This window comes from Pseudomonas sp. GYB4201, assembly GCF_056312595.1.
Window position 1 is genome coordinate 41,522 of sequence record NZ_JBWGIG010000018.1, and the last position, 22,655, is coordinate 64,176.

Annotated in this window: 20 protein-coding genes and 2 tRNA genes; 3 read left to right on the forward strand and 19 right to left on the reverse strand. The window is 61.7% G+C overall.

The window, feature by feature from the left end; translation table 11 throughout:
- Window positions 1-5: 5 nt before the first annotated feature.
- The 10 genes from nusA to rlmE form a co-directional block, all read right to left on the reverse strand.
- Window positions 6-1,487, reverse strand: a complete 1,482-nt coding sequence (gene nusA, locus AC0Z2B_RS18040) for a transcription termination factor NusA (protein ID WP_027981880.1) — start codon at window positions 1,485-1,487, stop codon at window positions 6-8.
- A gap of 59 nt (window positions 1,488-1,546) precedes the next feature.
- Window positions 1,547-2,005, reverse strand: a complete 459-nt coding sequence (gene rimP / locus AC0Z2B_RS18045) for a ribosome maturation factor RimP (protein WP_027981879.1) — start codon at window positions 2,003-2,005, stop codon at window positions 1,547-1,549.
- A gap of 131 nt (window positions 2,006-2,136) precedes the next feature.
- Window positions 2,137-2,213: transfer RNA gene (locus tag AC0Z2B_RS18050), tRNA-Met, on the reverse strand.
- Between the two features lie 98 nt (window positions 2,214-2,311).
- Window positions 2,312-2,397: transfer RNA gene (locus AC0Z2B_RS18055), tRNA-Leu, on the reverse strand.
- Window positions 2,398-2,418: 21 nt separating this feature from the next.
- Window positions 2,419-2,802, reverse strand: coding sequence for a preprotein translocase subunit SecG (gene secG, locus AC0Z2B_RS18060; RefSeq protein WP_416422405.1), 384 nt, complete (start codon window positions 2,800-2,802; stop codon window positions 2,419-2,421).
- 4 nt (window positions 2,803-2,806) lie between these two features.
- On the reverse strand, window positions 2,807-3,562 hold the full coding sequence (gene tpiA, locus AC0Z2B_RS18065) for a triose-phosphate isomerase (protein ID WP_416422404.1): 756 nt from the start codon (window positions 3,560-3,562) through the stop codon (window positions 2,807-2,809).
- Between the two features lie 65 nt (window positions 3,563-3,627).
- On the reverse strand, window positions 3,628-4,968 hold the full coding sequence (glmM, locus tag AC0Z2B_RS18070) for a phosphoglucosamine mutase (RefSeq protein WP_473005337.1): 1,341 nt from the start codon (window positions 4,966-4,968) through the stop codon (window positions 3,628-3,630).
- A 16-nt stretch (window positions 4,969-4,984) separates the two neighbouring features.
- The gene (gene folP / locus AC0Z2B_RS18075) at window positions 4,985-5,836 is read right to left on the reverse strand and encodes a dihydropteroate synthase (protein ID WP_476298467.1); all 852 of its coding nucleotides are present in this window, start codon (window positions 5,834-5,836) and stop codon (window positions 4,985-4,987) included.
- 8 nt (window positions 5,837-5,844) lie between these two features.
- Window positions 5,845-7,752: an ATP-dependent zinc metalloprotease FtsH gene (gene ftsH / locus AC0Z2B_RS18080; protein WP_416422401.1), complete on the reverse strand. Its 1,908-nt coding sequence runs from the start codon at window positions 7,750-7,752 to the stop codon at window positions 5,845-5,847.
- A 219-nt stretch (window positions 7,753-7,971) separates the two neighbouring features.
- The gene (gene rlmE, locus AC0Z2B_RS18085; RefSeq protein ID WP_416422400.1) at window positions 7,972-8,595 is read right to left on the reverse strand and encodes a 23S rRNA (uridine(2552)-2'-O)-methyltransferase RlmE; all 624 of its coding nucleotides are present in this window, start codon (window positions 8,593-8,595) and stop codon (window positions 7,972-7,974) included.
- A gap of 101 nt (window positions 8,596-8,696) precedes the next feature.
- On the opposite strand from rlmE, the gene AC0Z2B_RS18090 reads away from it, so the two are divergent.
- Window positions 8,697-9,005 (forward strand): YhbY family RNA-binding protein, encoded by a 309-nt coding sequence (locus AC0Z2B_RS18090; RefSeq protein ID WP_416422399.1) that lies wholly within the window; start codon window positions 8,697-8,699, stop codon window positions 9,003-9,005.
- A gap of 12 nt (window positions 9,006-9,017) precedes the next feature.
- On the opposite strand, the gene AC0Z2B_RS18095 is transcribed toward AC0Z2B_RS18090, so the two are convergent.
- The 8 genes from AC0Z2B_RS18095 to grpE form a co-directional block, all read right to left on the reverse strand.
- Window positions 9,018-9,464, reverse strand: coding sequence for an MFS transporter (locus tag AC0Z2B_RS18095; protein ID WP_476298469.1), 447 nt, complete (start codon window positions 9,462-9,464; stop codon window positions 9,018-9,020).
- On the reverse strand, window positions 9,442-9,918 hold the full coding sequence (gene greA / locus AC0Z2B_RS18100; protein WP_416422397.1) for a transcription elongation factor GreA: 477 nt from the start codon (window positions 9,916-9,918) through the stop codon (window positions 9,442-9,444). Before greA ends, AC0Z2B_RS18095 begins: the two co-directional genes overlap by 23 nt.
- Window positions 9,915-13,136, reverse strand: a complete 3,222-nt coding sequence (gene carB / locus AC0Z2B_RS18105; RefSeq protein ID WP_416422396.1) for a carbamoyl-phosphate synthase large subunit — start codon at window positions 13,134-13,136, stop codon at window positions 9,915-9,917. The genes greA and carB overlap by 4 nt, the downstream gene beginning before the upstream one ends.
- A 137-nt stretch (window positions 13,137-13,273) precedes the next feature.
- Window positions 13,274-14,410: a glutamine-hydrolyzing carbamoyl-phosphate synthase small subunit gene (carA, locus tag AC0Z2B_RS18110; protein ID WP_476298471.1), complete on the reverse strand. Its 1,137-nt coding sequence runs from the start codon at window positions 14,408-14,410 to the stop codon at window positions 13,274-13,276.
- Window positions 14,411-14,778: 368 nt separating this feature from the next.
- Window positions 14,779-15,585, reverse strand: a complete 807-nt coding sequence (gene dapB, locus AC0Z2B_RS18115) for a 4-hydroxy-tetrahydrodipicolinate reductase (RefSeq protein ID WP_416422394.1) — start codon at window positions 15,583-15,585, stop codon at window positions 14,779-14,781.
- 10 nt (window positions 15,586-15,595) lie between these two features.
- Window positions 15,596-16,726: a molecular chaperone DnaJ gene (gene dnaJ / locus AC0Z2B_RS18120; RefSeq protein WP_416422393.1), complete on the reverse strand. Its 1,131-nt coding sequence runs from the start codon at window positions 16,724-16,726 to the stop codon at window positions 15,596-15,598.
- A 188-nt stretch (window positions 16,727-16,914) separates the two neighbouring features.
- Entirely contained in the window at window positions 16,915-18,834 is a 1,920-nt protein-coding gene (dnaK, locus tag AC0Z2B_RS18125) for a molecular chaperone DnaK (protein WP_416422392.1), read from the reverse strand.
- Window positions 18,835-18,961: 127 nt separating this feature from the next.
- The gene (gene grpE / locus AC0Z2B_RS18130) at window positions 18,962-19,528 is read right to left on the reverse strand and encodes a nucleotide exchange factor GrpE (protein WP_416422391.1); all 567 of its coding nucleotides are present in this window, start codon (window positions 19,526-19,528) and stop codon (window positions 18,962-18,964) included.
- 231 nt (window positions 19,529-19,759) lie between these two features.
- Here grpE and recN point away from each other — a divergent pair, with 231 nt between their 5' ends.
- On the forward strand, window positions 19,760-21,436 hold the full coding sequence (recN, locus tag AC0Z2B_RS18135; RefSeq protein WP_476298473.1) for a DNA repair protein RecN: 1,677 nt from the start codon (window positions 19,760-19,762) through the stop codon (window positions 21,434-21,436).
- Window positions 21,437-21,616: 180 nt separating this feature from the next.
- Here the strand turns inward: recN and fur are convergent, their stop codons facing one another.
- Window positions 21,617-22,021: a ferric iron uptake transcriptional regulator gene (fur, locus tag AC0Z2B_RS18140; protein WP_473006810.1), complete on the reverse strand. Its 405-nt coding sequence runs from the start codon at window positions 22,019-22,021 to the stop codon at window positions 21,617-21,619.
- Between the two features lie 98 nt (window positions 22,022-22,119).
- Between fur and AC0Z2B_RS18145 the strand changes: the two genes are divergently transcribed.
- Window positions 22,120-22,644, forward strand: coding sequence for an outer membrane protein assembly factor BamE (locus AC0Z2B_RS18145; protein WP_416422388.1), 525 nt, complete (start codon window positions 22,120-22,122; stop codon window positions 22,642-22,644).
- Window positions 22,645-22,655 lie beyond the last annotated feature (11 nt).

A 22,655-nucleotide genomic window follows, 5' to 3' on the forward strand; every position in this document is an offset into this window, starting at 1 on the left:
CCTACTTACTCGAACCAGTGGGCTCGGGCGGCCATGATCAACTTGCCGGCACGATCATCGTCAATGCCGTCGATGTCGAGCAGATCATCAATAGACTGCTCGGCCAGGTCTTCGCGGGTAATTACGCCGCGCACCGCCAGTTCCATCGCCAAATCCTTGTCCATACCCTCAAGCGAGAGCAGGTCTTCGGCCGGATGGGCGTCTGCCAGCTTTTCCTCTGTAGCGATGGCTTTGGTCAACAGGCGATCCTTGGCACGAGCGCGAAGCTCGTTGACGATGTCCTCGTCAAAGCCGTCGATGTTGAGCATTTCTTCCAACGGTACGTAGGCAATCTCTTCCAGGCTGGTGAAGCCTTCATCAACCAGCACCTGTGCCAGCTCTTCGTCGACTTCCAGCTCGTCGATGAAGTTGCGCAGGATGTCGCCGGTTTCTGCTTGCTGCTTAGCCTGGATGTCCGATTCGGTCATCACGTTCAGGGTCCAGCCAGTCAGCTGGCTGGCCAAACGTACGTTCTGACCACCACGACCAATGGCCTGAGCCAGATTGTCAGCGCCGACAGCGATGTCCATTGCATGGGCATCCTCGTCGACAATGATCGCCGCCACTTCAGCTGGGGACATCGCGTTGATCACGAACTGCGCAGGGTTGTCATCCCACAGGACGATATCCACACGCTCACCGCCCAATTCACCCGATACCGCCTGGACGCGCGAACCGCGCATACCGATGCAGGCACCTTGTGGGTCGATGCGTTTGTCCTTGGAGCGGACCGCAATCTTGGCGCGCGAACCCGGGTCACGGGACGCAGCCATCACTTCGATCAGGCCTTCGGCAATTTCCGGCACTTCGATGCGGAACAGTTCGATCAGCATTTCCGGCGCTGTACGCGACAGGATCAGCTGCGGACCGCGGTTCTCGGTGCGGATTTCCTTGAGCAGGGCGCGCAGGCGCACACCTACCCGGAAAGTTTCGCGAGAAATGATGTCCTCGCGGGCCAGCAGGGCTTCGGCATTGTTGCCAAGGTCCACGATGACGTTGTCACGGGTAACCTTCTTAACAGTACCGGAGATGATCTCGCCCAGGCGCTCGCGATAGGCGTCAACCACTTGGGCGCGCTCTGCTTCACGAACTTTCTGGACGATCACCTGCTTGGCAGTCTGTGCTGCAATGCGACCGAATTCGATCGACTCGATCTTCTCTTCGATCACGTCACCGGCGACGGCGCCCGGCTTCTTGGCCTGGGCCTGGTCAACGGCCAGCTCGATCGCCGGGTCGTCCAGGTCTTCATCCTCGACCACTGCCCAGCGACGGAAAGTTTCATAGGCACCGGTGTGGCGGTTGATTTCCACACGCAGGTCCACTTCATCTTCGAAGCGCTTCTTGGTAGCGGTTGCCAGAGCAATCTCCAGCGCTTCGAATATTACGCCGGCCGGTACACCCTTTTCGTTGGATACCGACTCAACAACCAGCAGTACTTCTTTGCTCATCGTACGCCTCGCCTTTCGCAAGCCATTGGATCCGCGGGATCCGCAGTATCTGGCACGTCTCAGTCAAAACTGGGAATAATGTTGGCCTTGTCGATCATATCGATCGGCAGCAGGAACTCATGGTCATCAACCTGCACCACGACGTCCTGCTCCTCCACCCCGCGGAGAAGGCCCTGAAAGTTGCGACGCCCTTCAAAGGGAGAGCGCAGCTTGATCTTCACTTGGTCCCCGGCATACTTGGCGAACTGTTCAAGGGTGAACAGCGGGCGTTCCATGCCAGGAGAAGAGACTTCAAGGGTGTACTCGACAGCGATAGGGTCTTCAACATCAAGCACCCCGCTGACCTGACGACTGACAATGGCGCAGTCATCCACCAGCACACCGCCTTCTTTGTCGATATAAATGCGCAACATTGAGTGACGGCCTTGAGCCGAGAACTCGATACCCCAGCATTCATAGCCTAGGGCCACGACCACCGGGGCCAGCAAGGCCTGCAACTGTTCTAGCTTGCTCGACACCTGAACCCCCTCGTGCATGCTTATGCAAATAAAAAATGGGCGAAGCGCCCATCCCTGAAACGCCGTTGAATACCGGCGCTATGATCTTTTCAGCTAACAAAAAGCCCCTGTAAAAGGGGCTCCAGTAAAACTGGTTGCGGGAGCTGGATTTGAACCAACGACCTTCGGGTTATGAGCCCGACGAGCTACCAGACTGCTCCATCCCGCGACAAAGCTGGGGCAAAAGTATACGTCTGATACCCTTTTGGGTCAATCGCACACTTCCACCGACAAGAAAGCCCGCTGTTGCGGGCTCTCCTGAATAAATGGTACCGAGAAGGGGACTCGAACCCCTACACCCTATGGGCACAACCACCTCAAGGTTGCGTGTCTACCAATTCCACCACCTCGGCAATACTACGTTTGAAACCTTTTTACTTCTGCTCTTGAGCGGGAGGTACGTCAGTGGAATTCACATCAGTCTTTTGCTCTTGAAGCACCGGTACATCATCTGAGGCCGGCTTTTGCTTTGGCGCTTCAACTGCGGCCGGAGTGGGTAACCCTACTTGAGTCAGCTGGTGAGCCTTCTCTTTAGCAAAGTATCCTAACCCCAAGCTGGTTATGAAGAAACCTGCGGCAAGTATAGCAGTAAACTTACTAAGAAAGGTAGAGGAACCTTGGCTTCCGAACACAGTATTTGATGCACCTGCTCCGAAAGACGCGCCAGCGTCCGCACCTTTACCCTGCTGCAGCAAAACCAGGGCAACTACACCCAGGGCAGCCAGCAGATGAAACACGACTACGACTGTTTCCAGCATCTTCTCAGTTTCCCGCGGCGCGACAGATCGCACCGAACTCATCTGCATTCAAGGAGGCTCCACCAATGAGCCCCCCATCGATATCCGGCATGCCGAACAGCTCAGCCGCATTGGCCGCCTTCACGCTGCCGCCGTATAGAAGCCGCACACCTTGCGCGACTTCAGAATTCTCTGTTGCCAGTTGAGCACGAATGGCTGCGTGCACATCCTGCGCCTGCTCTGGCGTTGCCGTCAGACCAGTGCCGATGGCCCATACAGGCTCATAAGCGATCACTGCGTTGGCGAAGGCACCGATGCCCAGGGCGTCGATGACACTGCTCAGCTGGCGCCCTACCACTTCCAGGGTCTTGCCGGCTTCGCGCTCTGCCAGGGTCTCGCCGATGCAGAGCACCGGAACCAAGCCACCTGCCTGAGCCGCCTCGAACTTGCGAACCAGCACTTCGTCCTGCTCGCCGATGATCTGGCGGCGTTCGGAGTGACCGATCAACACAAGCTTGCAACCGGCATCAGCCAACTGAGTCGACGAAACCTCGCCGGTCAGGGCGCCTTGCCCGGTTTGCGTTGCGCAGTTCTGCGCACCTACTTCAATCGATGCACCTTGCAGGCCGTCGATCACTCGTTCGACGTGCAGGGCGGGTGGAAATACCACCACATCAACACCGCCAGGCAGGGCCTCATCTACAAGGCCCTTGAGCAGCTCAGCGACGCTGGCGCGGGTACCGTGCATTTTCCAGTTACCAGCTACCATAGGGCGACGCATGCTGTACCTCGTCGGTCAAAGTGGGCGCAGATGTTACCCAACGAAGCGACTACTGGCAAGCCGTATCAAGCGCAAACTTCACTAACGACCTTCGCGAGCTCTTCGGCATAGCCGTGCACGGTCTTTTCGTCGTCGCCTTCGACCATCACCCGCACCAGCGGCTCGGTGCCGGATTTGCGCAGCAACACGCGCCCGCGACCGGCCATGGCCTGGGTCACACGCTCGCACGCCTGCTGTACCGAAGGGTGCTCGATGGGGTTCACGTCGCCACCGGCGAAGCGCACGTTGAGCAGCACCTGCGGGCACTTGCGCAGGCCATGGCGGGCGTGGGCCAGGGTTTCGTCACGACGTTTGAGCGATAACAGCACCTGCAGCGCGGCAATGATCGCGTCACCCGTGGTGGTGTGCTGGCAGCAGACGATGTGGCCGGAGTTCTCGCCACCCAGTTGCCATTCACGCTCTTTGAGCTCGGCCATCACGTAGCGGTCGCCGACGTTGGCGCGGGTGAACGGAATCGACAGCTCTTCCAGGGCCAACTCCAGGCCCAGGTTGCTCATCAGCGTGCCGACCACGCCGCCGTGCAGCTTGCCGCGCTCGTGCAGGTCGCGGGCGATGATGAACAGCAGCTCGTCGCCGTCGACGATGGCGCCCGTGTGGTCGACCATCAGCACGCGGTCGCCGTCACCGTCGAAGGCGATGCCCAGGTCGGCGTGGCCGACCAGCACGGCAGCCTGCAGGGCCTCCATGTGGGTGGAGCCGCAGTTGTCGTTGATGTTCAGGCCGTCAGGCGCTGCCGACAGCACGGTGACCTGGGCGCCCAGCTCGCGGAACACGTTGGGGGCAACCTTGTAGGTGGCACCGTGGGCGCAGTCGATCACCAGCTTCAGGCCGGCGAAGTCGGTGCTGGTGGGCACGCTGCTCTTGCAGAACTCGATGTAGCGGCCGGCCGCGTCGTTGATGCGCGACACCTTGCCCAGCTTGCTCGACTCGGCGACGGTCATCGGCGCGTCCAGCAGCTCCTCGATCATCAGCTCGATCTCGTCCGGCAGCTTGGTGCCCTGGCCCGAGAAGAACTTGATGCCGTTGTCGTCATGGGGGTTGTGCGAGGCACTGATGACGATGCCGGCTTCGGCGTGGAAGGTGCGGGTCAGGTAGGCGATGGCCGGGGTCGGCATCGGGCCCAGCAGCATCACGTCGGCGCCAGCGGCCGACAGGCCGGCTTCCAGGGCCGATTCGAACATGTAGCCGGAGATGCGCGTGTCCTTGCCGACCAGTACGCGGCAGGCGCCCATCTTGCGGAAGGCCATGCCGGCGGCCCAGCCCAGCTTGAGCATGAAGTCAGGCGTAATGGGGTATTCCCCGACACGACCGCGGATGCCGTCGGTGCCAAAATATTTTCTGCTCATGTGTGCTCCGTCATTCTTATTCAGCGGTTTCTACCGCTGTGATCATGCGTACGACGTCGGCGGTTTCCGCCACATCGTGCACGCGAAGGATCCTTGCGCCCTTGAACATGGCCAGCGCTGCCAGCGCCAGGCTGCCGTAGAGGCGTTCAGACACCGGCCGGCCCAACGCCAGGCCCACGATGCTCTTGCGCGACACACCCACCAACAGGGGCCGCCCAAGGGCTTCCAGGGCCTGCATGTGCTTGAACAGGCTGAGATTGTGCTCGTGGGTCTTGGCAAAGCCGAAGCCCGGGTCGAGGATGATGCGCTCGGCCGGGATACCCGCCGCCGCACAAGCCTGCATGCGCTCGTCGAGGAACTGGGTCACCTCGCCCACCAGGTCGTGGTAGTGAGGGTCGTCCTGCATGTTGCCGGGCTCGCCCAGCATGTGCATCAGGCACACCGGCAGGCCGGTGGCGGCCGCGGCATCCAGGGCGCCGTCACGCTGCAGCGAGCGCACGTCGTTGATCAGCCCGGCGCCTACCCGCGCGGTCTCGCGCATGACGGCCGGCGTGGAGGTGTCCACCGAGATGATCACGTCGATTTCCCGGGCGATGGCTTCCACCACCGGCGCCACGCGCTCCAGCTCTTCGAGCGGGGTGACCACGCGCGCACCGGGCCGGGTGGACTCGCCACCGACGTCGATCAGCGTGGCCCCGGCCTGCACCATGGCTTCGGCGTGGCGCAGGGCCACGTCGAGCTGGTTGAACCGGCCGCCATCGGAGAAGGAATCGGGGGTGACATTGAGGATACCCATGACATGGGTACGGCTTAAATCAAGAACCCGGTTGCCGCAAGGCAACCGGGTTGGGTACTGCTGTGAAGTCATGTCAGGCCTTAGTGTTGAGCTGCAGGACCGCCGATCGGGCTCTCGGGACGGTCGTCCCGCGGCACTGGGGTGCCGGTAGAGCCTGAGCCGCCCGACCAGTCACGCGGTTCGCGCGGCGTGCGGCCAGCCATGATGTCGTCGATCTGATCGGCATCGATGGTCTCGTACTTCATCAAGGCGTCCGCCATGGCGTCCAGCTTGTCGCGGTTATCGGTGAGGATCTGCTTCGCCGTGCCGTAGCACTGGTCGATGATGCTGCGCACTTCCAGGTCGATCATCTTCGCGGTTTCACCCGAGACGCTGGAATTGGCACCGCCGCCGCCACGACCCAGGAAGCCCTGGTCTTCGTCTTCGGCGTACAGCAATGGGCCCAGCTTCTCGGACAGGCCCCACTTGGTGACCATGTTCCGGGCAATCTGGCTGGCACGCATGATGTCGTTGGACGCGCCGGTGGTGACACCGTCGAAGCCCAGGGTCATTTCCTCGGCGATACGGCCGCCGTACAGCGAGCAGATCTGGCTGATCAGCGCACGCTTGGACAGGCTGTAGCGGTCTTCCTCGGGGAGGAACATGGTCACGCCCAGGGCGCGGCCACGAGGAATGATCGACACTTTGTAGACCGGGTCGTGCTCGGGCACGATACGGCCGACGATGGCGTGACCGGCTTCATGGTACGCAGTGTTCTGTTTCTCTTTCTCGGACATGACCATGGTCTTGCGCTCGGCGCCCATCATGATCTTGTCTTTCGCCAGCTCGAACTCCTTCATCTCGACGATGCGCTTGCCGTTGCGGGCAGCGAACAGCGAGGCCTCGTTGACCAGGTTGGCGAGGTCCGCACCGGAGAAGCCAGGGGTACCACGGGCGATGACCGCCGGGTTGACGTCGTCACCCAGTGGCGCCTTGCGCATGTGTACCTTGAGGATCTGCTCGCGGCCGCGGATGTCCGGCAGGCCAACCACCACCTGGCGGTCGAAACGACCTGGACGCAGCAGCGCAGGGTCGAGCACGTCCGGACGGTTGGTCGCGGCGATGACGATGATGCCGTCATTCATCTCGAAGCCGTCCATCTCCACCAGCAACTGGTTGAGGGTCTGCTCACGCTCGTCGTGACCGCCACCCATGCCGGCGCCACGGTGGCGACCCACGGCGTCGATCTCGTCGATGAAGATGATGCAGGGTGCGTGCTTCTTGGCCTGCTCGAACATGTCGCGCACACGGCTGGCACCGACACCCACGAACATTTCCACGAAGTCGGAACCGGAAATGGTGAAGAACGGCACCTTGGCTTCGCCCGCGATGGCCTTGGCCAGCAGGGTCTTACCGGTACCTGGAGGGCCGACCATCAGCACGCCGCGCGGGATACGACCGCCCAGGCGCTGGAACTTGCCCGGGTCGCGCAGGAACTCGACCAACTCGCCCACTTCTTCCTTGGCTTCGTCGCAACCGGCGACGTCGGCCAATGTAGTCTTGACCTGGTCTTCGGACAGCAGGCGCGCCTTGCTCTTGCCGAAGCTCATCGGCCCGCCCTTGCCGCCCGCACCGCCCTGCATCTGGCGCATGAAGAACATGAACACCGCGATGATCACCAGGATCGGGAAGCTCGCCACCAGCAGTTGAGTCCAGATGCTCTGCTGCTCGGGCTGCTTGCCTTCGATGGCCACGTGGTTGTCGACCAGGTCGCCGATTAGGCCGTTGTCGGCAATGTTCGGACGAATGGTCTTGAAGCTGTCGCCATCATTGCGCTTGCCGGTGATGACCACGCCGTCAACGGTAATTTTCTCGACCTTGCCATCCTTGACCTGCTGGATGAAGTCGGAATAGTTGAGGGTCTGAGGCTCATTGGGGCTGGAGAAGTTGTTCATCACCGTCACCAGCACGGCCGCAATGATCAACCACAGGATCAGATTCTTTGCCATATCGTTCAATTCGCTACCCTCTGAAGCCTGCTACCCGCAACCCGCGCAGGCGTGCTTCGCATGATAATCACCGGCTTAACTTACTACATAACCTGTTTGTCTGCAGGTGCCGTCTGTAACCCTTTGTGAAAACTAGACTACACGATGTCGATCCCGGCCACGCAGTCCATCCGATTGGAAAAAACTATGGGCTACCTCGACACCTGCCCGGCGCAGGCCTTACTCGCCCTTGTAACCACGCCCCAGCATGTACTGTTCGCGGGAACGGTCACGCGAGGAGTCCGGCTTGAGCATGATCACCTTGTCGAACTTCTTGCGGGCGTCCTTGAGGTATTGATCGAACCCTTCGCCCTGGAAAATCTTGATCACGAAGTCGCCGCCAGGCTTGAGCACGCGGGTCGCCAGGTCAAGCGCCAGCTCGCACAGGAACATCGCCTTGGGCATGTCCACTTCGGGCGTACCACTCATATTGGGGGCCATATCCGAAATCACAAGGTCCACGTGCGAATTACCCACGGCCTCGAGAATCTGCGCCAGCACTTCGTCCTCGGTGAAGTCACCCTGGATGAAGGTCACGTCCGGGATGCTGTCCATTTCCAGGATGTCGGAGGCGATGAGGCGGCCCTGGCCACCAATCAGACGACTGGTCACCTGCGACCAGCCACCAGGCGCTGCGCCCAGGTCGATCACGCTCATGCCGGGACGGATCAGGCGGTACTTTTCCTGGATTTCAAGCAGTTTGTAGCTCGCTCGCGAGCGATAACCGTCCTTTTGCGCCTTTTTGACGTAAGGATCGTTGAAATGTTCTTTCAGCCAACCAAGGCTTGTCTTGGAACGCGCCATTGGGCACCTCGATGATAAGGGTCGTGATTAATTGGGCGGATCCACGGGCCCTCGGGTAAAATGGCCGCCATTTTTGCAAAATCCAAACTAAGGGTCAGATTATGCCGCTCACTAACGAGCAGAAGAAACAGTACAAATCCATTGGCCACGATCTGAAACCAGTTCTGATTGTGGCAGGCAATGGCCTGACTGAAGGAGTTCTGGAAGAACTCGAACGCGCACTCGTCGACCACGAATTGATCAAGGTCGAGATTCGCTCCGAAGATCGTGAAGCCCGTGCCGCGACCATTGCCGAGCTGTGCAAGGCTGGCCGCGCCGAGCTGGTGCAGACCATCGGCAAGAAAGCGCTGATCTATCGCCGCAACCCACAGCCGAACAAGCAGCTTTCGAACATCCATCGCTACAAGTGATGTTCGCGACGGTCAGTGGCGCGCCTGGCGCGCCCTGGCCGGCACCGGTTGCAACACCAGCGCCAGGCCACAAAGGCCCAGCGCCAGGTAACAGAATATCTGCCACCGCAACGGGTCGAGCGCCCCGACGGTCACCACGCCGTACAACGCGGCGGCCATCAGGGCCATGGACAGCAATTGTCCACGCGAGTCACGCCACAGGGCCGCAAAGCCCAGGCCACTGATCAGCACCAGCGCCTGCAATACCACACAGAACGCACAGAAACCCACCAGCAGCGCGGTCATTTGCGCGCCCACGTCCTGAATGAGCACCGGCGCCAACCCGATGTGGGTCAGCGCCGGCATCACGCCCAGTTGCAGGAACCACAGGCCGCCCACCCAGAGTACCTGGGCAAGCTGCCAGATGATCGCGCCCGCCATGAACGGGCGACGTTTTTCAAATGTGGCTGACTTCGACAATCTCGTACTCGATAACGCCGCCTGGCGTCTTGACCACCACCACGTCGCCTTCCTGCTTGGCAATCAGGGCGCGCGCGATCGGCGAGCCGACCGAGATCTTGCCCAGCTTGATGTCGGCTTCGTCTTCGCCAACGATCTGGTACTTGACCCGCTCGTCGGTCTCGACGTTGGCGATCTCGACGGTCGTGCCGAAGATCACCTTGCCGGTAGGCTCGATGGTGGTGACGTCGATGACCACGGCGTTCTGCAGGCGGCCTTCGATGTCACGGATGCGCGCCTCGACCATGCCCTGCTGTTCGCGGGCAGCGTGGTACTCGGCGTTTTCCTTCAGGTCACCCAGTTCACGGGCAGTGCCGATGTCCTGGCTGAGCTTGGGGCGCACGACCTTGGTCAGGTGGGCATGCTCTTCCTCCAGGGCGCGAGCGCCCTGGACGGTCATGGGGTATTTATTCATGCATTCAATCCTGCGTGAAGATCCTGCAAGCGACGCACGGTCTTTTCCGGACCGAACTTCAACGCTTCGCAGATCGCTTCGCCAGCAGCAATGGTCGTGGTGCAGTAGATCTTGTGCTGCAGCGCGTTGCGACGGATGGAGTAGGAGTCAGCGATCGACTGGCGGCCTTCGGTGGTGTTGATGATCAGGGTGACTTCGTCGTTCTTGATCATGTCGACCACGTGCGGGCGACCTTCGGTCACTTTATTCACACGGCGTACTTTCAGGCCGGCTTCTTCGATGACGCGCGCGGTGCCAGCGGTGGCAACCACTTCGAAGCCCAGGGCGATCAGGTCGCGGGCAACGCCAGCCACCAGTGGCTTGTCGTCGTCACGCACGCTGATGAACGCGGTGCCGCCGGTAGGCAGCACTTCGCTGGCGCCCATCTGGGCCTTGGCGAAGGCTTCGCCGAAGGTGTCGCCGACACCCATGACTTCACCGGTGGACTTCATCTCTGGGCCCAGGATCGGGTCTACGCCAGGGAATTTGGCGAACGGGAAGACCGCCTCTTTCACGCTGTAGAAGTTAGGAATGATTTCCTTGGTGAAGCCCAGCTCTTTCAGGGTTTTGCCAGCCATCACGCGGGCAGCGATCATGGCCAGGGAAGTGCCGATGCACTTGGACACGAACGGTACGGTACGCGAGGCGCGCGGGTTGACTTCGATCACGTAGATCTTGTCGCCCTGCAGGGCCAGCTGCACGTTCATCAGGCCGACCACGCCCAGTTCCAGGGCCATCTTCTTGACCTGCTCGCGCACTTCGTCCTGCACGTGGGCAGGCAGCGAGTACGGTGGCAGCGAGCAAGCGGAGTCACCGGAGTGAACGCCGGCCTGCTCGATGTGCTGCATGATCGCGCCGATCACCACGTCGGTGCCGTCGCAGACCGCGTCCACGTCCATCTCGATGGCGCAGTTGAGGAAGTGGTCCAGCAGCACCGGGCTGTCGTTGGACACTTGCACCGCTTCACGCAGGTAGCGTTTGAGCTCGTCCAGTTCGTAGACGATTTCCATCGCACGGCCGCCCAGAACGTAGGACGGGCGCACCACCAGCGGGTAGCCGATGGCGCCGGCAGCGCGGATGGCTTCTTCTTCGCTGCGCACGGTGGCGTTTGGCGGCTGCAGCAGGTTCAGGCGCTGGACCATCTGCTGGAAGCGCTCACGGTCTTCGGCACGGTCGATGGCGTCAGGGCTGGTGCCGATGATCGGCACGCCGGCTTCTTCCAGGGCACGGGCCAGTTTCAGCGGGGTCTGGCCGCCGTACTGGACGATCACGCCTTTCGGCTTCTCGACGCGTACCACTTCCAGCACGTCTTCCAGGGTCAGCGGCTCGAAGTACAGGCGGTCGGAGGTGTCGTAGTCGGTGGACACGGTTTCCGGGTTGCAGTTGACCATGATGGTTTCGTAACCATCGGCACGCAGCGCCAGGGCCGCGTGTACGCAGCAGTAGTCGAACTCGATGCCTTGGCCGATACGGTTCGGGCCACCGCCCAGGATCATGATCTTGTCGCGGGTCGACGGGTTGGCCTCGCACTCTTCCTCGTACGTGGAGTACAGGTAGGCGGTGTCGGTGGCGAACTCGGCGGCGCAGGTGTCAACGCGCTTGTAGACCGGGAAGATCTCCAGCTTGTGGCGGTGACGACGCAGGTTCTTGTCGGTAACACCCAGCAGCTTGGCCAGGCGCTGGTCCGAGAAGCCCTTGCGCTTGAGTTTCAGCATCAGGGCCTTGTCGATGTCGGCCAGGCCCAGGGTCTTGACGCGCTCTTCATCCTTGATCAGGTCTTCGATCTGCACCAGGAACCAGTGGTCGATAGCGGTCAGGGCGAAGATTTCGTCGCAGGTCATGCCCGAACGGAAGGCGTCGGCCACGTACCAGATGCGCTCGGCGCCCGGCACGGTCAGTTCGCGCTTCAGAATGCTGTGGAACTCGGGGTTGCTTGGCTCGACTTTCGGGTCCAGGCCGCAAACACCCACTTCCAGGCCGCGCAGGGCTTTCTGCAGGGATTCCTGGAAGGTACGGCCGATGGCCATGACTTCACCCACGGATTTCATCTGGGTGGTCAGGCGGGCGTCGGCTTTCGGGAATTTCTCGAAGGCGAAGCGTGGCAGCTTGGTGACGACGTAGTCGATGGACGGCTCGAAGGACGCCGGGGTCTTGCCGCCGGTGATGTCGTTCTGCAGTTCGTCCAGGGTGTAGCCAACAGCCAGCTTGGCCGCGACCTTGGCGATCGGGAAGCCGGTGGCTTTCGAGGCCAGTGCCGAGGAACGCGATACGCGCGGGTTCATCTCGATCACGACCATGCGGCCAGTGTTCGGGCAGATACCGAACTGCACGTTCGAACCGCCGGTTTCCACGCCGATCTCGCGCAGCACCGCCAGGGAGGCGTTACGCAGGATCTGGTATTCCTTGTCGGTCAGGGTCTGTGCAGGGGCAACGGTGATCGAGTCACCGGTGTGCACGCCCATCGGATCGAAGTTCTCGATGGAGCAGACGATGATGCAGTTGTCCTTTTTGTCGCGGACCACTTCCATCTCGTACTCTTTCCAACCGATCAGCGATTCGTCGATCAGCAGTTCCTTGGTCGGCGACAGGTCCAGGCCACGGGCGCAGATTTCTTCGAATTCTTCACGGTTGTAGGCGATACCGCCACCGGTGCCGCCCATGGTGAACGATGGACGGATGATGCACGGGAAGCCCAGGGTCTCGAGGACCGCGTTGGCTTCTTCCATGGAGTGGGCGATACCGGAACGCGGGCACGCCAGGCCGATGGCCTTCATGGCCTTGTCGAAACGCGAACGGTCTTCAGCCTTGTCGATGGTGTCGGCGTTGGCACCGATCATTTCCACGCCGAACTTTTCCAGCACGCCTTCGCGTTCCAGGTCCAGGGCGCAGTTCAGGGCGGTCTGGCCACCCATGGTCGGCAGCACGGCGTCCGGACGCTCTTTCTCGATGATCTTGGCAACGGTCTGCCACTTGATCGGCTCGATGTAGGTGGCGTCGGCCATGTCCGGGTCGGTCATGATGGTGGCCGGGTTGGAGTTCACCAGGATGACGCGGTAGCCCTCTTCGCGCAGGGCCTTGCAGGCCTGGGCGCCGGAGTAGTCGAATTCACAGGCCTGGCCGATCACGATGGGGCCGGCGCCGAGAATCAGGATGCTTTTTAAGTCTGTACGTTTTGGCATGGTTGTCACTCAAATCCGCAGGTCAGTCGGCAGGCCCTCAGGCGAGCCGCCTTGAACATTCTTTGGCGGCGCCGGGCAGGCTGTCTCCGCTTGAAGCGGGGCCTGCACGGCGCGCGTTACGCTTCCAACAGCTTCACTCAGCGGCGCTTGGCCATGGCGTCGATGAAGCGGTCGAACAGCGGGGCCACGTCGTTCGGGCCTGGGCTGGCTTCAGGGTGGCCCTGGAAGCTGAACGCGCTCTTGTCGGTGCGCTCGATGCCCTGCAGGGTACCGTCGAACAGCGACTTGTGGATCGCCCGCACGTTGCTTGGCAGGGTCGCCTCGTCAACGGCAAAACCGTGGTTCTGGCTGGTGATCATCACAACGCCGGTGTCGAGGTCCTGGACCGGGTGGTTGGCACCGTGGTGGCCGTGGCCCATCTTCACGGTCTGGGCGCCGGAGGCCAGGGCCAGCAGCTGGTGGCCCAGGCAGATGCCGAAGACCGGGATCTCGGTTTCCAGCACGTCCTTGATGGCCTGGATAGCGTAGTCGCATGGCGCGGGGTCGCCCGGGCCGTTGGACAGGAACACGCCGTCAGGGTTGAGGGCCAGCACGTCGGCGGCAGGGGTCTGCGCCGGCACCACGGTCAGGCGGCAGCCGCGCTCTACCAGCATGCGCAGGATGTTCAGCTTGACGCCGTAGTCGTAGGCAACCACGTGGTACGGCAGTTCGCTGTCAGCGATTTCCGGGTGGCTGTCGGTGGCCAGGTTCCAGACGCTGGAGCGCCACTGGTAGGCTTGCTTGGTGGTCACTTCCTTGGCCAGGTCCATGCCTTTCAGGCCTGGGAAGGCGCGAGCGGCGGCGATGGCGGCTTCTTCGGAAATGTTGTCACCGGCCATGATACAGCCGTTCTGGGCGCCTTTTTCACGCAGGATGCGGGTCAGGCGACGGGTGTCGATACCGGCGATGGCAACGACGTTGTTGGCCTTCAGGTATTCGTCCAGGGGCTGGGTGTTGCGCCAGTTGCTGGCAACCAGTGGCAGGTCACGGATGACCAGGCCGGCGGACCAGACGCGGTTCGACTCGGCGTCTTCGGCGGTGGTGCCGGTGTTGCCGATGTGCGGGTAGGTCAGGGTAACGATTTGCTGGGCATAGGAAGGATCGGTAAGGATTTCCTGATAGCCGGTCATTGCGGTGTTGAACACCACCTCACCGACAGTCTGGCCGTCGGCGCCAATGGCTTCACCGCGAAAAATGCTGCCATCAGCAAGGGCAAGTATGGCTGGCTTAGTCAAGAAGACCTCCCGTAAATAAAACCTGAAAGGGCGATCGCAGGTTGTAAAAAAGCGGAATGACGTATAGACACGTCACCCCGCTTCTTCATCGAATTATCTGCGCGCTTTTAGTGGACACACTAAAGCTGTAGCTTACAGAAAAATGATTTTTTTATCTACCGCCAATGAGCCTGAAAGGCAGAGGAATGCGACAAGGAATCGCGTGGCGGGGTTAAAACGGGGTCTGGAGCCGTAATTGTACGTGGGAGCAGGCCTGCCAGCGAGCTTTTTCGCCCCCGGCAACCCGTAGCAGCTGCCGAAGGCTGCGTCCGGCCGCCACACGGTGCGGCGACGGGACGCAGCCTGCGGCAGCTGCTACAAGTGAAAGATCAATGCAGGTCCAGCACATCCTGCATGTCGTAAAGCCCGGCAGCCTTGCCATCCAGCCACAGGGCAGCGCGCACGGCGCCCTTGGCGAAGGTCATGCGACTGGAGGCCTTGTGGGTGATCTCCAGGCGCTCGCCTTCGGCGGCGAACAGCACGGTGTGGTCGCCCACCACGTCACCGCCACGCACGGTGGCGAAGCCGATGGTGTCGCGCTCACGCACGCCGGTGTGGCCTTCACGGCCATAGACCGCCACCTTGGACAGGTCGCGCCCCAGGGCCTTGGCCACCACTTCACCCATGCTCACGGCCGTGCCCGAAGGCGCGTCGACCTTGTTGCGGTGGTGAGCCTCGATGATCTCGATGTCGGCCTCTTCGCCCATCACCCGCGCCGCCAGGTCCAGCAGCTTGAACGACAGGTTCACGCCGACGCTGAAGTTGGAAGCGAAGACGATCGGGATGTCCTTGCCCGCCTCCACCAGCAACTGCTTCTGCTCGGCGTTCAGGCCGGTGGTGCCGATGACCATGGCCTTGCCTGCCTTGCGGCAGAACGCCAGGTTCTTCAGCATCACGTCCGGCAGGGTGAAGTCGATGAGCACATCGAATTCATCCGCCACCTGCTCCAGGTTGCCGGTCAACTGCACGCCGATACGGCCCAGCGAGGCCAGCTCGCCGGCGTCGGCGCCAATCATCGTGCTGCCCGGGCGAACGATCGCCGCGGTCAGGCCGGTCAGCGGCGCGCGCTGCTGCACGGCCTCGACCAGGTTCTTGCCCATGCGCCCGGCAGCGCCCATCACCGCAATACGTCTCATGCCAGATTCCTTACAGATCGCCGAAGAAGCGCTTCACGCCTTCAAACCAGCCGCTGGCCTTGGGCGAATGCGAGCTGTCGCCTTCCAGGGTCGAGCGGAACTCCTCCAGCAGCTCGCGCTGACGGCGGCTAAGGTTGACCGGGGTTTCCACCGCCACGCGGCACATCAGGTCGCCAGCACCGCCGCCACGCACAGGGGCCACGCCCTTGCCACGCAGGCGGAACTGCTTGCCGGTCTGGGTGCCTTCGGGGATCTTCAGCTTCACGCGGCCGTCCAGGGTCGGCACTTCCAGCTCGCCACCCAGGGCAGCCTCGGTGTAGCTGATCGGTACTTCGCAGTACAGGTGCTTGCCGTCGCGCTGGAAGATGTCGTGCTCGCGCACGTTGATCACCACGTACAGGTCGCCGGTCGGGCCACCCTGGGTGCCGGCCTCGCCTTCGCCCGACAGGCGGATGCGGTCACCGGTGTCGACGCCAGCCGGCACTTTCACCGACAGGGTCTTGTACTCTTCCACGCGGCCTTCGCCACGGCAGGATTCGCACGGGTCGGAAATGATCTTGCCCTGGCCATGGCAGCGCGGGCAGGTCTGCTGTACCGAGAAGAAGCCCTGCTGCATGCGCACCTGGCCGATACCACCACAGGTTGGGCAGGTGACCGGCGCGGAGCCTTTCTTGGCGCCCGAACCGTCGCACGGCTTGCAGTTGACCAGGGTCGGCACGCGAATGCTGACCGTGGTGCCGCGCACCGCTTCTTCCAGGTTCAGTTCCAGGGTGTAGCGCAGGTCGCTGCCGCGCTGGGCGCCGCCGCGGGAGCCGCCACGGCCGCCGCCACCGAAGAAGTCGCTGAATACGTCGCCGAAGATGTCGGAGAAGTTGGCACCGCCGCCGCCAAAGCCGCCACCGCCACCCATGCTTGGGTCGACGCCGGCGTGGCCATACTGGTCGTAGGCTGCGCGTTTGCTGGAGTCGGACAGCACTTCGTAGGCCTCGTTGGCCTCCTTGAACATGTCTTCCGACGCTTTGTCGCCCGGGTTACGGTCCGGGTGGTGCTTCATCGCCAGGCGGCGATAGGCCTTTTTCAGATCGGCTTCGCTGGAGCCGCGCTCGACCCCTAGAACCTCGTAATAGTCACGCTTTGACATAGTTCTATTGTCTCTTCAGGACGTCGGAGCGCACGAGGGCCTCCGACCGTGCCGACAGCATCCGAGTCAGTCGCATGCTGTAAAAATTCGTCTATTCCAGACACGCCAACGCGGGAGCAAGCCCCCGCGCGGCGACATCCTACCAGCGACTGCCAAAGGGCAGTCAACTGGCCGACAACAAGCAGTAATTACTTGTGGTCTTTGACTTCTTCGAACTCGGCGTCGACGACGTCGTCGTGCTTGCCGGCTTCTTCAGCAGGCTGGGCTGCCGCGCCTGCAGGCTGTTCGGCCTGTTCGGCGTACATCTTCTGGGCAACCGGCGCGCTGACTTTCGACAGCTCTTCGACCTTGGCGTCGATGGCAGCCTTGTCGTCGCCTTTGACAGCGGCTTCCAGGGCAACCACGGCCGCTTCGATAGCGGTTTTCTCTTCGGCGGTGACCTTGTCGCCCGCGTCGGTGACCATCTTGCGAGTCGAGTGCACCAGCGCGTCACCCTGGTTGCGGGCAGCGGCCAGTTCTTCGAACTTGCGGTCTTCTTCCGAGTTCGCTTCGGCGTCGCGGATCATCTGTTGAATTTCTTCGTCAGACAGGCCCGAGTTGGCTTTGATCACGATCGACTGGGTCTTGCCGGTAGCCTTGTCTTTCGCGCCTACGTGCAGGATGCCGTTGGCGTCGATGTCGAAGGTAACCTCGATCTGTGGAACACCCCGTGGGGCTGGCGGGATCTCGGACAGGTCGAACTTGCCCAGCGACTTGTTCTGCGCGGCTTGCTTGCGCTCGCCCTGCAGCACGTGGATGGTCACGGCGCTCTGGTTGTCGTCGGCAGTCGAGAACACTTGCGATTTCTTGGTAGGAATCGTGGTGTTTTTCTCGATCAGCGCGGTCATCACGCCACCCATGGTTTCGATACCCAGGGTCAGCGGGCTGACGTCCAGCAGCAGTACGTCTTTCACGTCACCGGCCAGCACGGCGCCCTGGATGGCAGCACCCATGGCAACGGCTTCGTCGGGGTTTACGTCCTTGCGAGCTTCTTTACCGAAGAAGTCGGTAACGGCTTTCTGTACCAGCGGCATGCGGGTCTGGCCGCCGACCAGGATCACGTCGTTGATCGAGCCAACGTCGATACCGGCGTCTTTCAGGGCAATGCGGCAAGGCTCGATGGTGCGCTGAACCAGGTCTTCAACCAGCGATTCCAGCTTGGCACGCGAGATTTTCACGTTCAGGTGCTTAGGACCGGTGGCGTCTGCAGTGATGTACGGCAGGTTGACGTCGGTCGACTGGCTGGAGGACAGCTCGATCTTGGCTTTTTCAGCGGCTTCTTTCAGACGCTGCATGGCCAGGGGGTCGCCCTTCAGGTTCATGCCGGTTTCTTTCTTGAACTCGTCGACGAGGTAGTCGATCAGGCGGATGTCGAAGTCTTCGCCACCCAGGAAAGTGTCGCCGTTGGTAGCCAGTACTTCGAACTGGTGCTCGCCGTCGACTTCAGCGATCTCGATGACCGACACGTCGAAGGTACCGCCACCCAGGTCGTAGACGATCACGGTGTGGTCGCCCTTGGCCTTGTCCATGCCGTAGGCCAGTGCGGCTGCGGTTGGTTCGTTGATGATGCGTTTTACGTCGAGACCTGCGATGCGACCGGCATCCTTGGTGGCCTGGCGCTGGCTGTCGTTGAAGTAGGCAGGCACGGTGATGACCGCTTCAGTCACTGCCTCGCCGAGGTAATCTTCGGCGGTTTTCTTCATTTTCTTCAGGATTTCGGCGGAAATCTGTGGCGGAGCCATTTTCTGGCCGTTCACTTCCACCCAGGCGTCGCTGTTGTCAGCCTTGACGATCTTGTAAGGGACCATCTGGATGTCTTTCTGCACGACTTCTTCGTCGAAACGACGGCCGATCAGACGCTTTACCGCGTACAGGGTGTTGTGCGGGTTGGTGACGGCCTGGCGCTTGGCCGACTGGCCAACCAGGATTTCGCCGTCGTTGGCGTAAGCGATGATCGATGGGGTGGTACGAGCGCCTTCAGCGTTCTCGATAACCTTGGCCTTGCCGTTTTCCAGAATGGAGACGCAGGAGTTGGTGGTCCCCAGGTCGATGCCGATAATCTTGCCCATGTTAACTCTCCCGAAACTTTGGATTTGGATGCCGCAGCAGTAGTGGCTGTCTGCGGTAGCACTTAAACGCTTGACATCAAAATGGGGGCCCTTGGAGGAATTTCAAGGCCACCCATTAACAGAAGTTTCACGCCTGCTCGTCGATCGATGGCGACACCGGCGCCGGGGCCTTGCTGACCACGACCATGGCCGGGCGCAGCAGGCGACCGTTGAGCTGGTAGCCCTTCTGGAACACTTTCAGCACGCTGTTTGGCTCGACGTCAGCGCTTTCCTGCATGGCCATGGCCTGGTGGTGCTCGGCGTTGAACGGCTGGCCGTGCGGGTCGATGGCTTCCAGGTTGTAGCGCTTGAGGGTGTCCTCGAACATCTTCAGCGTCAGCTGCATGCCTTCGCGCATCGGGCGCAGGGCTTCGTCATCGGCGCTGCTCAGCTCAACGCCACGTTCCAGGCTGTCCATGATCGGCAGCAGGTCGGAGGCGAATTTTTCCAGGGCGAACTTGTGCGCCTTTTCCACGTCCTGGTCGGCACGGCGACGCACGTTCTGCAGGTCGGCAGCCACGCGCAGCGACTGGTCCTGGGCGGCAGCCAGCTGCTCCTCGAGGGTTTTCACCCGCGCGGCAAGGTCTTCGGCGCCAGCTTCACCAGCCTGGTTTGCTTCGAGGTTCTGTTCGTCCAGAGTCTGTTCGTCAGCCATAAGGGTTCTCCTTTCAATTTCGTCTGCGAGCTCGACTCGCGCTTCTGCCCGCTATATGGGGTCGCAATTCTCAGCTTCAAGGGCCTTTGTGTTGCCGCGTGCACATTGGCAAATCACCGCTGGCGATTAAAAAAGTCGCCAGGCAAGCCAATGGTGCTAAGCGCAGGCATTGTCAGGGCAAATAAAAACACTGTATAAATAACCAGACCTTTTAGCCCAGGGAGCCGCCCCATGCTGGTGCACCTATCCGTACACAACTACGCCATCGTCGAACACCTGGACCTTGAGCTCGCGCGCGGCATGAGCGTGATCACCGGCGAGACCGGCGCGGGCAAGTCCATCATGCTCGACGCGCTGGGGCTCACCCTAGGTGACCGCGCCGACAGCGGCGTAGTTCGACCGGGTGCCGACAAGGCCGACATCCTCGCCACCTTCGACCTGGGCGACATTCCCGAGGCGCGCACCTGGCTGGCCGAGCGCGACCTGGACAACAACAGCCCGTGCATCCTGCGCCGGGTCATCACCGCCGAAGGCCGTTCACGCGGCTATATCAACGGCACGCCCTGCCCGCTCGGCGACCTCAAGGCGCTGGGCGAGCTGCTGATCGATATCCACAGCCAGCACGAGCACCAGTCCCTGCTGAAAACCGACACCCACCGGCGCCTGCTGGACGAGTACGCCGGCGCCACCGACCTGGCCCGCCAGGTGCAGCTGGCTGCGCAGAAATGGCGCCAGACCCGCCAGGAGCTCGACCGCCTGTCGAACTCCGGCGACGAGCAGCGCGCCCGCCACCAGCTGCTCAGCTACCAGCTGGAAGAGCTGGAAAACCTCAACCTGGGCGACAACGAGCTGGAGCTGCTGGAGCAGGAACACAAGAACCTGACCAACGCCGAGGCGCTGTTCGGCATCTGCCGCCAGGTCATCGACCATTGCAGCGAGAACGACTCGGGCAACGTGCTCAGCGCCCTCACCGCCAGCCTTAACCGCCTGACCGCGGTGCACAACGCCCCGCGCGCCTTGGGCGAGGCGGCCAGCATGCTGTCCAGCGCGCAGATCCAGGTAGAAGAAGCGGTGGGCGAACTGAACCGCTTTCTCGACCACTTCGACGCCGACCCGGCGCGCCTGCAGCAACTGGAAGAGCGCCTGGACACCATCTATACCCTGGCGCGCAAGCACCGCATCCACCCCACCGAGGTGGCGGCGCTGCAACAGAAGCTGCTCGACGAAATCGAGACGCTGAACGCCAACGACGAGGCCATCGAACGCCTGGCCGACGAGCTGAAAGCCTACGCCCGTCATTACCAGGAGCACGCCCGCGAACTCAGCGGCCTGCGCGCGCAAGCCGCCACCCAGCTGGCCGCCGCGGTGGAAGTGGAAATCCAGCGCCTGGGCATGCCGGGCGGGCGCTTCACCATCGAACTGCGCCCCCATGCCGGCGACGAACTGCTGCCCCATGGCCTGGAGCAGGTGGAACTGCTGGTCAGCGCCAACCCCGGCCAGCCGCTCAAGTCCCTGGCCAAGGTGGCCTCGGGGGGCGAGCTGTCGCGCATCAGCCTAGCCATCCAGGTGATCACCGCACAAACCTCGCGGGTGCCGACCCTGGTGTTCGACGAAGTGGACGTGGGCATCGGCGGCCCTACCGCCGAGATCGTCGGCCAGCTGCTGCGCCGCCTGGGCGAGCGCGGCCAGGTGCTGACCGTCACCCACTTGCCGCAAGTAGCAGCGCAGGGCCATCACCACCTGTTCGTGCACAAGCAGCGCGGCAGCGACGAAACCCGCACGGCAGTGGCTAGCCTTAATAAAGGAGAGCGCGTGGAAGAGGTGGCGCGGATGCTGGGCGGCATCGACCTGACCAAGGAATCCCTGGCCCACGCGAAGAAAATGGTAGTCACCGCCCGCTGCGGCTGAGCTGCCGCCGAACATCCTGTAGCCGCTGCCGCCAGGCTGCGCTGGCCCTGTTCCCCACTGAAAATCTCCAGGGTTCACACGGACCAGCGCAGCCTGGCGGCAGCGGCTACGAATCGGTGCGCCACTCCCAAAAAGCACGAAGGCGGCCCTAAGGCCGCCTTCGTTCGTCACGCAGGTCGATTACTTCTTCTTGCGTACGTGCAGTACCAGGTTATGGTCAACCAACTCATAACCATGACGCGCGGCGATGGCGTGTTGCAGTTTCTCGATTTCCTCGTCGACAAACTCGATGACCTCACCGGTATCCGCGTCAACCATGTGGTCGTGGTGGCCATTGTCAGCCAGCTCGAACACGGCATGGCCGCCATCAAAGTTATGGCGTACCACCAGGGAAGCAGCTTCGAATTGGGTCAGTACACGGTAAACCGTGGCCAGGCCCACATCTTCGCCTGCTTCCATCAGTGCCTTGTAGACATCCTCGGCACTCATGTGGCGTTGCTCTGCAGCGTCAAGCATTTGCAGGATCTTGACTCGAGGCAGGGTCACCTTGAGGCCGGCTTTTCGTAACTCGCTATTTTCAACCATGGTCAGCTTTCTCGCCGATGCTGCTTCGCAGCTTCTCTTAATGCGGGTATGATCGGGGTTTACGTTGTCCCAGCCAAGATAGTGGAAGTCGCCCACCGATGCAAAACACCAAGCACTTGCTATTCAGCCTCACCTTCGTGGGACTGCTCGCACTCGCCGGTTGTTCATTCCCCGGGGTTTACAAAATCGACATCCAGCAGGGCAATGTCGTCACGCAGGACATGATAGACCAGTTGCGCCCGGGAATGACCCGCCGGCAAGTACGGTTTATCATGGGCAACCCTCTGCTTGTCGATACGTTTCACGCCAATCGCTGGGATTACCTCTACAGTATCCAACCAGGTGGCGGTGAACGCCAGCAGGAACGGATGAGCGTTTTCTTCAACGAGAACGATCAACTGGCCAGCCTGTCGGGCGACTTCATGCCTGGCGTCAGCAAGGACCAGACCATCCTCGGTACCCCGGCCGCAGCGCCTGCCGAACCTGCCGAAAACGCGCCGCAGCCGGCCAAGGAAGCACCGGCCAAGCCGGGCTCCACCCTGGACCAGATCCAGCGCAGCGTCGACGACGTGAAAGTGGTGCCAGTGCCTACGCCAGCACCGATCGAAGCCAACCCGCAGTAAGCGGTTGGTAC